General features: G+C 63.9%; 12 protein-coding genes, 1 tRNA gene and 1 pseudogene. 7 read left to right on the plus strand and 7 right to left on the minus strand.

Going from position 1 to position 13,011, the window contains the following annotated elements:
• The 3 genes and pseudogenes from CP49_RS46530 to CP49_RS38910 form a co-directional block, all read left to right on the plus strand.
• Positions 1-328 (plus strand): annotated as a pseudogene (locus CP49_RS46530) (hypothetical protein); the annotation flags it as partial.
• A gap of 93 nt (positions 329-421) precedes the next feature.
• A tRNA-Thr gene (locus tag CP49_RS38905) sits at positions 422-497 on the plus strand.
• A 127-nt stretch (positions 498-624) separates the two neighbouring features.
• Positions 625-1,041 carry a hypothetical protein gene (locus tag CP49_RS38910; protein ID WP_057855380.1) on the plus strand — a complete coding sequence of 139 codons (417 nt, stop codon included), beginning with the start codon at positions 625-627 and terminating at the stop codon, positions 1,039-1,041.
• 99 nt (positions 1,042-1,140) lie between these two features.
• Here the strand turns inward: CP49_RS38910 and CP49_RS38915 are convergent, their stop codons facing one another.
• Entirely contained in the window at positions 1,141-2,172 is a 1,032-nt protein-coding gene (locus CP49_RS38915) for a polysaccharide deacetylase family protein (RefSeq protein WP_057855381.1), read from the minus strand.
• 207 nt (positions 2,173-2,379) lie between these two features.
• On the opposite strand from CP49_RS38915, the gene CP49_RS38920 reads away from it, so the two are divergent.
• Both CP49_RS38920 and CP49_RS38925 read left to right on the plus strand, forming a co-directional pair.
• Positions 2,380-2,661, plus strand: coding sequence for a hypothetical protein (locus CP49_RS38920; RefSeq protein ID WP_057855382.1), 282 nt, complete (start codon positions 2,380-2,382; stop codon positions 2,659-2,661).
• Between the two features lie 240 nt (positions 2,662-2,901).
• Positions 2,902-3,123 carry a hypothetical protein gene (locus CP49_RS38925; protein WP_057855383.1) on the plus strand — a complete coding sequence of 74 codons (222 nt, stop codon included), beginning with the start codon at positions 2,902-2,904 and terminating at the stop codon, positions 3,121-3,123.
• A 21-nt stretch (positions 3,124-3,144) separates the two neighbouring features.
• On the opposite strand, the gene CP49_RS45595 is transcribed toward CP49_RS38925, so the two are convergent.
• From CP49_RS45595 to CP49_RS38950, 6 genes are all read right to left on the minus strand, one after another.
• Positions 3,145-3,318: a hypothetical protein gene (locus CP49_RS45595; RefSeq protein ID WP_156438889.1), complete on the minus strand. Its 174-nt coding sequence runs from the start codon at positions 3,316-3,318 to the stop codon at positions 3,145-3,147.
• Positions 3,315-4,700 (minus strand): amidase, encoded by a 1,386-nt coding sequence (locus CP49_RS38930; protein WP_057855384.1) that lies wholly within the window; start codon positions 4,698-4,700, stop codon positions 3,315-3,317. The genes CP49_RS45595 and CP49_RS38930 overlap by 4 nt, the downstream gene beginning before the upstream one ends.
• A 31-nt stretch (positions 4,701-4,731) precedes the next feature.
• Positions 4,732-6,081: a TRAP transporter large permease gene (locus CP49_RS38935; RefSeq protein WP_057855385.1), complete on the minus strand. Its 1,350-nt coding sequence runs from the start codon at positions 6,079-6,081 to the stop codon at positions 4,732-4,734.
• Positions 6,078-6,680: a TRAP transporter small permease subunit gene (locus CP49_RS38940; RefSeq protein WP_057855386.1), complete on the minus strand. Its 603-nt coding sequence runs from the start codon at positions 6,678-6,680 to the stop codon at positions 6,078-6,080. Before CP49_RS38940 ends, CP49_RS38935 begins: the two co-directional genes overlap by 4 nt.
• Before the next feature lie 121 nt (positions 6,681-6,801).
• Positions 6,802-7,923 (minus strand): TRAP transporter substrate-binding protein, encoded by a 1,122-nt coding sequence (locus CP49_RS38945; protein WP_057855387.1) that lies wholly within the window; start codon positions 7,921-7,923, stop codon positions 6,802-6,804.
• Positions 7,924-8,253: 330 nt separating this feature from the next.
• Complete coding sequence (locus tag CP49_RS38950) at positions 8,254-9,945, minus strand: MFS transporter (protein ID WP_057855388.1); 1,692 nt, start codon at positions 9,943-9,945, stop codon at positions 8,254-8,256.
• A 149-nt stretch (positions 9,946-10,094) separates the two neighbouring features.
• Between CP49_RS38950 and CP49_RS38955 the strand changes: the two genes are divergently transcribed.
• Positions 10,095-11,474, plus strand: a complete 1,380-nt coding sequence (locus CP49_RS38955) for a hydrolase (protein ID WP_057855389.1) — start codon at positions 10,095-10,097, stop codon at positions 11,472-11,474.
• A 142-nt stretch (positions 11,475-11,616) separates the two neighbouring features.
• Complete coding sequence (locus CP49_RS38960) at positions 11,617-13,002, plus strand: cytochrome P450 (RefSeq protein WP_057855390.1); 1,386 nt, start codon at positions 11,617-11,619, stop codon at positions 13,000-13,002.
• Positions 13,003-13,011 lie beyond the last annotated feature (9 nt).

Genomic DNA, 13,011 nt, shown 5'->3' on the forward strand with positions numbered 1-13,011 from the left:
TGCCGCCGCCGAAGCGGCCCCGACTGAGACGACCCTCGCCGAGACAGCTCCCTCCGAAGCCGCCACCCCCAGCGCCACCGCGCCCGTTCCGTCGCCGGCACCGGCCGAACCGGCTCCGGCCCGGCCGGCCCCCTTGTTCCGGTCGCGGCAGGATATCCCAAAGGCTGTTCCAGCCCCCATTCCCGCCGTGATTCCCATCATCCGGGCGCCTGACGACCCCGGAATCGACGAGGACGGCCCGGCGGACGAATTTGCGGAACAAATCGGCCAGCCCAAGGCGCAGGCCGGCGGCTGGCGGGGATTTTTGTCACGCTGGGGCGGCAACTAGGTTTTTAAGGCCCGCGTTTTTCTTGCCAATCGGGGCCGTGCCCGATATCAGGTGCGGGCGTTTCCGGCTCGTTCCGGACGCTGCGTTCGGTCCGCCGCAATAGCTCAGTTGGTAGAGCACGTCATTCGTAATGACGGGGTCACAGGTTCGAGTCCTGTTTGCGGCACCAGCCTTTTCAAAAAATTCCTTCAGCAGTCGGCATCGGCGTTCACGGATTAGTCTGCGTGACCTGTCTCACATCAGGAATCGCGCCGCCCGGCATAGTCTCCGCCTCGACCTCAAGGGGAGATTTCAACATGCGTAAATTCATTCTGATGGCAGGATTCGTTTTGGCCTCCGCCGCCGCGCAGGCTAGCGATCGCAGCCTTTCGCTCGGCGGCATCGAGACGAAGACCGCTCCGGCACCGGCCAAAGTTACGGATGCATCGAAAAGCGCGGAAGCTCCGCAGGCCGCGGAAGCGCCAAAATATGTCGAGCGGCCCGCGGTCGTCGAGCCCAAGCCAGAGACGAGCAAGGCCGAGACGGCCACGCCCAGGGCGGCCAAGGCAGCCAGGATGCATCGGCCCGCTGCTGGCGCTGCGAGCGCCGGCCCCGCAAGGCCTGAAGCCCGGAGAGCGGCGTACACGTCGAGGACCGCGAGGCCGCACCGCGTGCGCTACCAGATCGCAGCGCGCATCATCGGCGCACTGCACCGGCACGGCATCTACTGGTAATCTTGCCAAAGCAAAAACGCGCCCCTCAGGCTTCGAATCCGAAGGGCGCGCTTTTCATTGAGTTAAGGCTGGAGCCGGTGAACGGCTTCCCGCCAATCCTTACTGCGAAACCGTCTGCACCACGCTGCTGATCGGGCGGCTGGCGACCGCCGGCATCTTCTGGTCCTTCACCAGCATCGCGTCATATTCGGGCAGGGTTTCGAGCTGCTCCTTGGCCTTCATCTGTACGACCTTGTAGCCGCCGGCTTTCAGGCGGCGCAGCAGCGTCGGCAAAGCCAGTGCGGTATTTTTCTGCAGATCGTGCATCAGGATGACGCCCTTGCCCTGCTTGTCGAGCTTGGTCATGACGTTCTGGATCACCTGGTCGGGACCCGACGATTTGAAGTCGTTGGAATCAACATCGACTGAAAACATCGAGATGTTGCGCGAGGCGAGATAGCCGAGGGCCGGCTGCGTGTGCGCAAGCCCCGGGAAGCGGAAGAACGGCGCGGGCGCGGTCCCCAGCGCCATCTTCACGGCGCTAAAGCCCTTCTCGATCTCTTCCCTGACCTGCGCTTCGGTCAGTTTCTTGCTATCGAGATGGGCGTGCGACCAGGTGTGCGAGCCGATAGTGTGGCCGGCGGCCGCGACCTGCTTCAGAATCTCCGGATGATAGGTGGTGTGCTTGCCGACCGGGAAGAACAGGGCTTTCGTGCATTCGTCCGCAAGCGCCTTGAGCACCGCCGGCGTGGTCGGCCACGGGCCGTCGTCAAACGTCAGCACCACTTCCTTGTCGGTCAGGAAGTCGAACTGCTTGTATTGCAGGAAGCCGAAGCCCGGGCCGCCTGTGGTGTCGATCACGACGGTGCGGCTGACGCCAAGTGCGTCGGGATTGGCGCAGGTCGATCGCATCGGCTGGGCAGCCGGAACCGGCGCGGGGGCAGGGGCGGGCTTCGTGAGGGAAGCGGTGATCTCGACGTCGTCCTTCAGCGCGGGCCTGGCTGCGGCGGATGCCGGCAGCGGCTCGGCCGCACGGGCGGCGACGGTTTGAGGTGGGGCCGCAGCCTGCGGCGAGGAGGTCCAGAACCAAACGCCGGTGATCACCAGCGCCGTCACTACACTGGCCAGCATCAGGCCCAACGCATTACGCATCGCTACTCTTTCCACATACTCGGGGAACACACGCAACGGGCCATTAATGCCAACAATGTCTTAACGTCTCGCGAACACGCGCCGGGAAGGCGAAGAAGATGAGGGGCTTATATCTGAGTGAGGTCAGTCACAGTCGGCGGCGGGTTCCAGGCGCATGCTCCCGCCATCATCAACGGGCCCGCGTTGCCGGGCCAATGGGAGCCGACAATGACCGCACTGTTCTTCAACACCGTTCGCAAGGTCAGTTTAGCGCTGACCTTCGCCGCCTCGTTCTCCGCCGGCTCATCTACCGCGAGCTTCGCCTTCAGCTCTGAGGCGCAGCAGATGTGCACCGGCGACGCGTTCCGCCTCTGCAGCTCGGAAATTCCCAATATCCCGAAGATCACCGCCTGCATGATCAAGCGTCGCGCCGACCTGAGCGCCGGCTGCCGCGGCGTGATGGATCGCGATCTCGCGGCGCAGAAGTCCGGCAAGCTCGCCGCGCACTAATCGGCTCACTCGTTTGGCTCTCGGGAACGCTTGCGTCGATGCGACGCAGGCGTTTTTTGTTTCGCGGCGTTCACGACGCGAACGGTTGGGCCATTTCAGCGTTCACAAATGCGTGCGCCCCGGATTTTGGCGCGCTGGATTCCTGTTTGACGCGTTTTCTTGACGCGAACCGGTTCCCACCTCTCTCGAAAACGCTGTAGAACGCGCTGATTGCGTTTCTCCGGTGTGAAGGCATAACAAATGATCAAGATCCTTTTCGTCATTCCCCTGATCCTGATGGCCTCAAGCGTGTCGGCACAAACACAAAAAAGAGAGGGGCATGACGAGTGCGCGCGCGACGTCTCGCGGTATTGCCGGGCGCAGATGCAGGATGGTGATCAGGTCATTCTGGCCTGCCTGAAGCAGAACCGTGCCAAGATCAGCAAGGCCTGCCAGCGGAAGCTAGCGAGCGCGGGGCAGTAGAAGGCGCCGGGCAGCCGCGACCTATCCCGCTCCATTGCCGTTGGCGCGCAGCGATTGGTAGAAATCGTAGACCAGCAGCGCCATCACCAATACGCAGATGATGATCAACGGCACAGCCTTGATCCACCAGAGCATGATGCCGAGAAACGTGCAGACGCCGGCAATGCCGATCAGTCCGGTGATCAAGTTCGTCATCTGCCGCTCCTTGTTTTCGTGCGACCCGCGGCGGTCTTCGCAGGCGCAGCGCCGCCGCGCTTTCCGAGTTTTCTGACAAGCCAGTTGGCCGTCCGCAACAGCCGCGCATCGTTGCCGCGTCGTCCGACCAACTGCACCCCGATGGGCAGGCCGCTTTCCGATTGCAGCAGCGGCAGCGTCACCGCGGGCGTGCCGAGATAAGTCCACATCGAGCAGAATGCCGGATTTCCGGTGCTGTCGAGGCCACGCGGCGCCGGGCCCGGCGCTGCCGGGGTCAAAATCGCGTCGTATTCGTCGAACACACCGTCGAGCGCTCCGTTGAGCGTCGCGCTGCCGGCCAGCGCCCGCGTGTAGTCGACGGCGAGAATCTTGCGCCCACGCTCGATCAAGGCGCGCAGCACCTTGCTCAGGGAATCGCCGCCCTGCTCGAAATCGCGGTGCAGGTTGTGCGCCATCTCCACTTCCATGACGGTGCGGTGCATGTCGATGGCGCGGTCGAAACTCTGTCCGATCTCGACTTCGGAAACGTGCTCGCCCAGCGCTTCCACCAGTTCGGCAAATGCCTCCGTGGTCACCTTCTCGGCATGCGCCCAGGCGGGCGAACGGACAAAGGCGAAACGCGGCGGCAGTGGCGGCTCGCTTGCCGCCACCTCGACGAAGGGCGGACGGGCGAGGGGCTGCGTATCCGGATCCTCTTCGTCGAAACCGGCAAGCAGCTCGGCAAGCAGTGCCGCATCGCCGACCGAGCGCGCAAAGACGCCGACGTGATCGAGCGCCCGCGACAAGAGCAGCGCGCCGCTTCGCGGAATCAGGCCGTGTGTCGGCTTGAAGCCGACCACGCCGCAGAAGGCGGCGGGGCGGATCACCGAGCCGTTGGTCTGCGAGCCGATGGCGCCCGGCACCATCAGCGCCGCAACGGCAGCAGCCGAGCCGGAAGACGATCCGCCCGGCGTGTGATCCGGGTTGTGCGGATTTCGGGTCTTGCCTGGATTGAAGTAGGCGTACTCGGTCGTCACCGTCTTGCCGAGGATCACGGCTCCTGCCGCCCGCAGCCGCGCCACAGCCGCCGCATCGCGGCGCGGCGTGCGCCCGGCCCACAGTTTTGAACCGAATTCCGTCGGCATGTCGCCGGTGTCGAAGATGTCCTTGATGCCGACGGGCACGCCATGCAGCGGGCCTATGGCCTTGCCCTGTTTGCGACGATCGTCGGCAATTTCGGCCTGCAGCATCGCGTGGTCGCGATCGAGAAACGCCCACGCGTCGATATCGCGATCGACCTCATCGATGCGCTTGAGGCAGTCGCCGACGAGCTCCACCGAACTGAGCCGGCCGTCGCGGATGCCGGCCGCAGCTTCCGTGAGGCCGAGCGCATGGAGACTCATGCGCACCCTTTCAGCGTCTTACCCAAGCTGGTCACCGCGATCCATAGAGGTAGCCGGGCAACCACAACGCAATTCCCGGGAAGATGTAGACCAGCGCCATGGTGAAGAAGACCAGGCCAACGAAGGGAAGCGCACCGGAGAAGATGTCGGTGAGCTTCACCTCCGGCGGCGCCACGCCCTTCAGATAGAAGGCGGCCATCGCCACCGGCGGCGTGTTGAACGCCGTCTGCGTGTTCAGCGCAACCAGGATGCCGAAGAAGATCGGATCGATGCCGTACTGGGGCAGCAGCGGCAGGAAGATCGGCACGAAGATGATGATGATCTCCGTCCATTCCAGCGGCCAGCCGAGCAGGAAGATGATCACCTGGGTCAACAGCAGGAACCCGATCGGAGACAGGTTCATCGAGGTGAAGAACTGCTCGACCACCGATTGTCCGCCAAGGACGGCAAACACTGCGGAGAACGTCCACGACCCGATGAACAGGTAACAGACCATCGCGGTGGCGCGCACGGTCAAATACACCGATTCGCGCATCATGGTGTAGTTGAGCGAACGATAGGCGGCGGCCAGTACGATGCTCATGAGAGCGCCCACCGCGGCCGCCTCGGACGGCGTCGCCAGGCCGAACAGGATCGCGCCGAGCACCGAAACGATCAGCAGCGCCAGTGGCAGGAACGACGTGGCGAGCGCCCAGATTACCGTGCCGAGCGGCACGTTGGTCTGCTCGGGCGGCAGCTTCGGCGCGAGCGCGGGATTGATGATCGCGCGCGCCATCGCATAGAGGACGTAGAGCCCGGCCAGCAGAAACCCCGGAAAGAAAGCGGCCGCATAAAGCTTGACCGCCGAAACGCCGGCGGTCGCCGCATAGACGATCAGGAGAATGCTCGGCGGAATCAGGATGCCGAGGCAACCGCCGGCGCAGACGACGCCTGCCGACAGCTTGGTGTCGTAACCGGCGCGCAGCATCGCGGGCAAGGCCAGCAGGCCCATCAGCGTGACAACGGCGCCGACGATGCCGGTGGCGGTCGCGAACATCGCGCAGGTGATCAGCGTGGCAACCGCCAGCGCGCCCGGCACGTTCTTCATCGACAGTTGCAACGAGTAGAACAGCCGGTCGAGAATGTTTGCGCGCTCGACCAGGTAGCCCATGAACAGGAACAGCGGCACCGCGACCAGCACGTCGCTGGACGTGACCTCGAACGTCTTCTGCACCAGGAGCGTGAAGATACGATTCTCGAAGAAGTCCTGGCCGGCCGTGTAGTAGGCGTAGTAGCCGAACGAGACGCCCATCGCCATCAGCGTGAAGGCGATCGGGAAGCCGAGCATGATGATGAAGATGAACAGGCCCAGCATCAGCATGCCGAGTTGTGGATCGGTCATGCGCCTGCTCCCCTCTCGCTCTGCTGCTCGGCCGCATGCTGCTGATGTTCGCGAATGATGAGGCTTTCGGTCTCCTCCACGTCGTGCAGGCGCTGCGGCCATTGGCCGGTGCGGATGCACAGCACGCAGCGGATGATTTCAGCCACCCCCTGCAGAAGCAGAAGGACACCGGTGGCCGGGATCAGCGCTTTCAGCGGAAACACCGGCACGCCGGCCGGACTGAAGATGCTGACTTCGCGGAAGCGCACCGACATATCGGCATAATTCCAGCCGGAATACATCAGTGCCGCGATTGCCGGCAGGAAGAACAAAATGTAGAGGACGAGGTCCATCGTCGCCTGGGTGCGCGGCGACCAGAGGCGGTAGACCACGTCGGCGCGCACATGGCCGTTCCGCGAGAGCGTATAAGCACCGGCCATCAGGAACATCGCGCCGTAGGTGATGTAGCTGATGTCGAAAGCCCAGGTGGTCGGCGCACGCAGCACGTAGCGCATGAACACCTCGTAGCTGACACCCAGCGTCAGGACGAGAATCAGCCAGGCGAACGCCTTGCCGACCCAGGTGCTGAGCTCATCAATGAAGAAGAGAAATTTTTTCATGCGAACTTAACTCGCCGCGACTCGCACATGCCGATGTCCCCCACCGTTTTTCTTGACCGGGCGGCGCCTTGACTGCGCCGCCCTTCGTTCATGCTGCGTCAGCGTTAAGCAGCGAAAGCCGTCAGAGCTTGAGCACGCCGGGGAAGTGGTGCTCGAAGGCGCCACGGTAGTCCGTCGTGTTGTACGTGTTGTAGTAAACCACGCGGCGTACCCATGCCTTCTGCGAGTCCATCACCTTCTTCATGAACGGATCCGAACCGAGTTGGGTGATCAGGCCGTCCCATGCCTTGATCTGCGCTTCGAAAACCGATTTCGGCGTCCGCACGACATTGACCTTGTCCTTGGTGATCAGTTCCTGCAAGTCCTTGGAGTAATAGTCCATGGCCTTCCATTCGTTGGCCGATGACACGGCTTCCGCTGCATACTGCAGAATGGCCTTGTGCTCCGCGGGCAGGGCGTTGAACTTGGTTTTGTTGAACATGATCTCGAAGTATTCCGTCGCTTGATGGTGGCTGCCCATCATGTAGTTCTTGGCGACGTCCTGCGCGCCGAAGCGCCGGTCCGAGGTCGGATTGTTGAACTCGAACCCATCGATCACGCCGCGCTCCATGGCCGGCACGATCTCGCCGCCGGGAAGCTGCGCGACGGATGCCCCCATCGCCTGGAAGAGGTCGGCGGCAAGGCCCACCGTGCGATACTTCAGGCCTTTGAGATCAGCCTCGCTGGTGATGGGCTTCTTGAACCAGCCGAGCGGCTGGGTCGGCATCGGCATGGCGAAAAAGCTCTTGATGTTGACCTTCATGATCTGGGTCTGGAGCTCTTCGAACAGCTCGCGACCGCCACCGTTGTGGATCCAGCCAAGGCCTTCATTGGCATTGAAGCCGAACACCGGACCTGTGCCGAACAGCGAAGCTGCCTTGTGCTTGCCGTACCAGTAAACCGTCACCGTGTGAGCAGCGTCGATCTGGCCGCCATGCACGCCGTCGAATACCTGGAACGGATGCACGACCGAGCCGCCGACCAGATAATCGATGCGCAGCCGGCCCCCGGCCATCTCATTGACGCGCTTCACATAGTCTTCGGCCATTTCGTTGAAGACGTCGGCTTTGCCCCACGAGCCCTGCATCTTCAGGGTCGCTGTCTGCGCCCGGCTGACCTGCGGCATCGCAATCACCGCGCCGCCGGCGGCGGCCGCCGTCAGGAAACGGCGGCGCGTTGTTTTTGTATCGCTACGCTTGCTCATGAGTTCCTCCCGGTTGAAAGATCGCCCGCTGCAGCGCGAGCTTGTTTTGTCTTGACGCCAAGTCAAAGGCTTGCGCGGCACTTTGGCAAGTGGGAAGTGCGTTCGCTCATGGTGAATCGCGCATGCGGTAAGGCAGCGTCGGTGTTCGCAGGCGCGAAAAAGGACCTTCCCTTCCGCTCGATGGGGCGAAGGCGCACCGAAGTCTTGCACTTTAGTCGCAGGAAAATCGGCCGCGCGAAATCAGCGGCGGGTTAAACCAGATTGGCCGGTTTATTCCCATGTCATTCTGCGCCCAATAGCCGCGTCGCGTCACGCTCTTAGCGCATCAGCTCAGGTGCTGCTGCCTGCCGCGGTCGCGACCACTGGCAAGACCTCGTTGGCGGCGCGGTCGGGGGTGTCTTCCTTCCAGCGGACCGAGCCGAACGGCCGCTCCAGCATGCGGCGCACGCGGATCGGATCGGGCCCGAGATGAAAGTCGATCGCGCGCTGGTGCAGGGCGCGCTCGGACTGCGTCGCGCGGCTGCGCTGGCGCAGATAGTCGAGCCAGGTCGGGCAATGATAGCGCTCGGTCCACAATTCGGGGTCGGCGATGTCGCGCGCGATCGACCAGCCATAGGCACCGTTGCGCTGGCGGCTGAGTTGCACTTCCTGCATCACGTTGTGGAAGGCGCGGGCGTTGTCCTGTGCGACGCGGTACTCGATCTCGACCACCAGCGGTCCGCTGCGTCCGGTCAGCGACAGCCGTACTTCGGGATCGGCAATAACCTCGGTGGCATCTTCATTGCGCGCACCGATCGGCGGCATGCGCAGCCAGATGCCGAGCAGCGGCGATATCAGCATCAGGCCGGCCGAAACCAAGAGCGCGATCTCCACGCCGGCGAGATCGGTGAGGTGTCCCCAGCCCCAGCTTCCGATCGCAATGCCGCCGGCAATTGATGCCTGGAACGCCGCCAGCGAACGGCCCGCGACCCAGCGTGGCGCGGAAAGCTGCACGCCGATATTGAACAGGGCCACCGCCAGCATCCACACCGCGCCGGCGAGCACCGGGGCGATCGCCGTCAGGATGGCGTTCGTGCTCAGGGCGACGGCTGCGATCGCGCCGGCCATCGATATCGCACAGGCGCGCACCGCGGCCTCGCCGCTCATGCGCCGGCGCACCTCGCTGATATTCAGCGCGCCGAACACCGCGCCCATGCCGAAGGCGCCGAGCATGATGCCGTAGGTTTGCGCGCCACCGTGCAGGAGATCGCGGGCAACCAGCGGCATCAGCGCCGAGATCGAGCCGCCGATCACGCCGGTGACCAATGTTCTGATCAGCACGATGCGGATCGACGGCGAGTTGGCGATGTAGCGCACGCCGGAGACCATGGCGCGGTTGAGACGCTCGCGCGGCAGGCGCGACGGCTCGCTGGTACGCTTCCACAGAAACAGCACCACCATCAGCGGCAGGTACAGCACGGCATTGACGGCAAATGCCGCCACTGCGCCCGCGGTCGCGACCACGATGCCGCCGACCGCCGGCCCGAAGCTGCGCGCGATGTTGTAGCTGATGCCGTTGAGCGCGACCGCCGCCGGCAGCGTTTCCGCCGGCACCTGCTCGCTGACCGAGGCTTGCCAGGCCGGCCCGAACAGCGCCATGCCGCTGCCGACCACGAAGCACAGCGCCAGCAGGATATTCGGCGTGACGAGGCCGAGCCATGCCAGCACCGTCAAAAAGCTCGCGCCGACCAGCGCGATACCGAGCGAGACCAGCGCGACGACGCGCCGGTCGTGCATGTCGGCAATGGCGCCGGCCGGCATCGAGATCAGCATGATCGGCAGCATCAGCGCGGTCTGCACCAGCGCGACCTTGTCGGCGGAAGATGTCATCTGCGTCATCGCCCAGGCCGCGCCGACGCCCTGGATCAATATCCCCAGATTGGACACGAGACTGGCGAACCAGATGCGCCGGAACACGGCATGCCGCAACGGCGCTGCGATGCCATCAGTCGCAAGACGCGAGCGTTTCGGCTGGTCCGTCATGATCTATTCCGTTGGACTTCTGTCACCGGCTTGATTCCATTCGTACCTAAAGTGATGCCTGCGAAAGCCCTGACCTGTCCAGTCGTCGCGCCGGGTTCGACGGTGCTATCGCACAGCTAAGGTATTGAAAAGCAACGGGAGGTTTCGAAATGAGGCTGTCGCGGCGGTTGATCCTGAAGGGCGCCGGAGCCTTGCCTTTGCTGGCTGGTTCATTCGGTTTTCCGCGCTTTGGCTTGGCGCAGACGCAGCCTGCTGCACCTGGGCCGGCTGAGGTTCCACCGATCCTGTTCGTTCATGGCAATGGCGACCATGCGGCGCTCTGGATCACGACATTATGGCGTATGGAGTCGAACGGCGTGCCGCGCGAACGAATGCTGGCCATCAATTTCACCAATCCCCTGGCGCGCGCCGATGACAAGGTGGAACAACCGAACCGTTCCTCGACCAAAGATCAGCGCCGTGAACTCGGCGAGGCCGTCAAAGAATTGCAGCGCCGCACCGGCGCGTCGCCCATTGCGTTGGTCGGTAATTCGCGCGGCGGCTACTCGATCCGCAACTACATCAAAAATGGCGGCGGCTCCGACATCAGCCACGCCGTGCTGTGCGGTGTTCCCAACCATGGCATCTATGAATGGGATGAAGGGCTTGGCGGCGAATTCAACGGCGGCGGCCCGTTCCTGCGTGGCTTGAACGAAGGCGAGAGCGAGGTGACGCCGGGTACGGCGTTCCTCACGTTGCGCAGCGACGGCATCGACAAATACGCGCAAGCAGATGGACGCTTCGTCGGCAAGCCGGGCACACCGACCGGCGTGACGTCGGATAGCCCTGCGCTGAAGGGTGCGACCAATCTCGTGCTCGGCGCGCTCGATCATCGCGAGGTCGCGTTTCATCCGCGCGCGTTTCGCGAGATCTACAAATTCATCGCAGGGAGAGAGCCGTCACGCATCGAGATCGTGCCTGAAGTAGAAGTCAAACTGAGCGGACTTGTGACGGATACGCCGGGCGGCGTGGTCACCAACCGCCCGGTATCGGGCGCGACGGTCGAAATCTATCGCGTCTCTCCCGAGTCCGGCGAACGGATCGGCGGCCGGATCCATTCTTCGCAAACCGGCGCCGACGGCCGTTGGGGGCCGGCGCAGATCGAGCCGACCTGGCATCTCGAAATCGTGCTGACATCGGCCGGCTCGCCCACGACGCATTTCTATCGCTCGCCGTTCCCGCGCTCCTCCGATGTTGTGCATCTGCGCGCCGCGCGCCCGCTCGGGCCGGCCGATGGCGGTGCGGGCGCCGTGGTCCTGATGTCACGTCCGAGAGGCTATTTCGGCTTGCCGCGGGACGTGGTGCTGATAGACGGCAAGGAGCCGAAGGACGTAAAACCCGGCGTGCCGACCGATTCAACCACGACCTTGCGGCTTGCCGCGGAGGAGGTTGGCCGCGCGGTGGCGGCCATGTTCAATGGCGAGCGGATCGTGGCGCGGGCCTGGCCGGCCTCGGAAAACCGGATTGCGGTTGCCGAACTGACTTATTAGCTGTTTGTTTGCCGGGGCGCCTTTGCAGCGCCCGGATCGTGAACTTAGATACCGTCGCAGCCCGCATGAGCACAGCGATATGCGGGGCCTGGCACGGTCCCGGATTGCGCTGCGCTCCATCCGGGCTACGGGATAAGCGCCCATGAGTGTTGCCGAAGCCTACGACACGCCGGCGGCGCGAACGCCGCTGGTGCCGCCGAGTCCACCGCGGGCGCCCGACAACATGACGGTGTTCGGGCGGATGAAGGCGATCCGCATCAGCCCGATCGGTAGCTGGGGCCAGCGGGCCTATGAGGAAGATATCGTCCAGGGCCGCTTTTTCGGACGCAGCACTTTCATTCTCAACGCGCCGGATGCGATCAAGCATGTGCTGGTCGACAATTACGAAAACTATACCCGCACGCCGGCCGGCCTCCGCGTGCTGCGTCCGATCCTCGGCGAAGGCTTGCTGATTGCGGAAGGACGCGCCTGGAAGTATCAGCGCCGCACGCTGGCGCCGGCGTTTACGCCGCGCGCGGTGATGACGCTCATTCCGCACATGGTGGCGGCGACCGATGAGACGGTCGCCAAGCTCAGGGCGGCCAGCAACGCGTCCGTCGATCTGCGCGAGGCGATGCAGCGGATGACGCTCGAAATCGCCGGCCGCACCATGTTCTCGTTCGGGATGGATCGCCATGGTGCCGCGCTGCGCGACTTCGTGATGGAGTATGGCGAGCGGCTCGCGCGCCCGCATTTTCTCGATATGCTGCTGCCGCTGAGCTGGCCGAGCCCGCAGGATATTTCGCGTGCCCGTTTCCGCAAGCGCTGGACGGCCTTCGTCGGCATGCTGATGGCCGAGCGCCGCGCCGCCGGCAAGAACGAGGGCGCGCCGGCGCACGATCTGTTCGACCTGATGGGCGAGGCGCGCGATCCGGAAACCGGCGAGGCCTTCACCGATGACCAGCTCGGCGATCAGGTCGCTACCATGATTCTCGCCGGTCATGAGACGACGGCGACCGCACTGTTCTGGGCACTCTACCTTCTGGCGCTCGATTCCGCCGTCCAGCAGGACGTCGCGAAGGAGGTGCAGGGCGCCATCGTCAACGGCACGCTCGACATCGAACGGCTGAAATTCACTCGTGCGGTGATCGACGAGACCATGCGGCTCTATCCGCCGGCGTTCCTGATTGCGCGTGCAGCCAGCGGGCCGGACACGATCGCAGGGCTTCCGGTCAAGAAGAAGGACGTCATCCTGATCGCCCCGTGGCTGTTGCATCGGCACGAAAAACTCTGGCGCGATCCGAACGCCTTCATCCCGTCCCGTTTCATGGCCGGCACGCCGCCCGATCGCTTCGCCTATCTGCCGTTCGGCGTCGGCGCTCGCGTCTGCATCGGCGCGCATTTCGCGCTGGTCGAGGCAACGCTGGCGCTGGCGAAGATTATCGGCGCGTTTCATGTCGATCTGGTCGACAAGGAGCCGGTGATTCCGATCGGCGTGGTGACGACACAGCCCGACCGTTCGCCGATGTTTGCCATCACGTCCCGGTAGCGCTTTGCG

Origin of the sequence: Bradyrhizobium valentinum (assembly GCF_001440405.1) — a bacterium.
In the GTDB taxonomy this organism is placed as follows: domain Bacteria; phylum Pseudomonadota; class Alphaproteobacteria; order Rhizobiales; family Xanthobacteraceae; genus Bradyrhizobium; species Bradyrhizobium valentinum.